Origin of the sequence: Nocardia otitidiscaviarum NBRC 14405 (assembly GCF_000308635.1) — a bacterium.
In the GTDB taxonomy this organism is placed as follows: Bacteria; Actinomycetota; Actinomycetes; order Mycobacteriales; family Mycobacteriaceae; genus Nocardia; species Nocardia otitidiscaviarum.
In genome coordinates, this window is record NZ_BAGD01000250.1 from 1 (window position 1) to 1193 (window position 1193).

Annotated in this window: 3 protein-coding genes; 1 reads left to right on the top strand and 2 read right to left on the bottom strand. The window is 64.5% G+C overall.

Going from position 1 to position 1193, the window contains the following annotated elements; translation table 11 throughout:
- Window positions 1–194 precede the first annotated feature (194 nt).
- Window positions 195–449: a hypothetical protein gene (locus ON31_RS29545; protein WP_255222307.1), complete on the bottom strand. Its 255-nt coding sequence runs from the start codon at window positions 447–449 to the stop codon at window positions 195–197.
- Window positions 450–538: 89 nt separating this feature from the next.
- The gene (locus tag ON31_RS37060) at window positions 539–712 is read right to left on the bottom strand and encodes a hypothetical protein (protein ID WP_157533806.1); all 174 of its coding nucleotides are present in this window, start codon (window positions 710–712) and stop codon (window positions 539–541) included.
- A gap of 205 nt (window positions 713–917) precedes the next feature.
- Between ON31_RS37060 and ON31_RS29550 the strand changes: the two genes are divergently transcribed.
- A partial coding sequence (locus ON31_RS29550; RefSeq protein WP_039818373.1) for a helix-turn-helix domain-containing protein occupies window positions 918–1193 on the top strand: 276 nt, incomplete at its 3' end.

Below are 1193 nucleotides of genomic sequence, written 5' to 3' on the forward strand. Positions count from 1 at the left end.
GGGCAGCGGCCAACCCGGCCACCGCCCGACCATCACCACCGGCGGCGGCACGTAGATCGGGCCGCGGATACGCCACTTCTGCAACCGGTCATACGGCACGCCCGCCACCTCGGCGAAGCGCCGCAGACCGAGAAAGCAGTGAACGCCGACATCGCGAGCGCGATCAGTGCGCACGGGCGGCAATATCGCCGCCGTCATCGGGTCCTCAGCTCGGGCGGCAACGCTCCGGTGCTCAACCGCGCGTAGGTGTGGTGCGGCTCGACCGTGATCACGTCGGCCACCTGCACGAGCGCGGCGGGCGCGGTGCCGCCCAAGTGGTCGAGACTGGGCACGACGACGGCCTCAGCACCGAGGTTGCGGACGACATTGATCAATCGGCCGATCGGATCGTCGGTGTGCTGGCTGAATACCACGGTGCGGGCGAGGTTGTAGCCGAGACGCTTTGCCACACTGCGGTTTTGGATCTCATCCCAGGATTGCCGAGCCCCCGAGACATCCGAGCGCAGATAGGCGATCGCGGTAGGTGATCCGAGCATTGTCACCACCGCCTGACTTGGCTGAACGCGCGGGCGTGTTCAGCGTCAAGGCGCGCTTGGATGTCCGCGACAGTCAGCTCGGCACGGCGCTGCTTGTTGCGCGTAATTCTGGCGCTGGTTGATAGAGCTGCCGCGAGCGTCGCCGCGACGAGCAGTAGAGCGATAACGTATTCCATATCCGGCACCTCGTTCGGGTCCTCGGCGGTCGTTGAAGTGCGCCCGGTGCCGGGGCATCGCGGTCCAGCCGCCAGCGGCAGCGCGATCGATACTGGTGAGGGGTCGACTGGTCCCTCCCGGCACCGGGGCTACACCCGACGCTAAGCCCCAGGTCGTCACCGAACTTTCAATTTTTCTTCAAAATGAAGGTGCTACCGTCGAAAGATGAAAGAGAGCGACTCAGTAGGCGCGCGCATCGCTCAGTACCGGAAGATGCGCGGACTGTCGCAACATCAACTCGTGGCCATATCGGGCGTGAGCTACAGCATGATCAGCAAAGTCGAATCTGGCCACGCAACGCCCAGCGCATCCATGGTCGGACTGATCGCACAGGCATTGCGGATCGACCCGTCGAGGCTGCACGGCACGGAAGAACACGAGCAGGACCTCGATATCCTGCCGATCATCCGCCGCACACTCGCCGCCGTTGACCTCATGGAC

Bases quoted from the DNA above. Each gene is read 5' to 3' on its own strand.
- ON31_RS37060 (WP_157533806.1), bottom strand. From the start codon at position 712: ATGGAATACGTTATCGCTCTACTGCTCGTCGCGGCGACGCTCGCGGCA.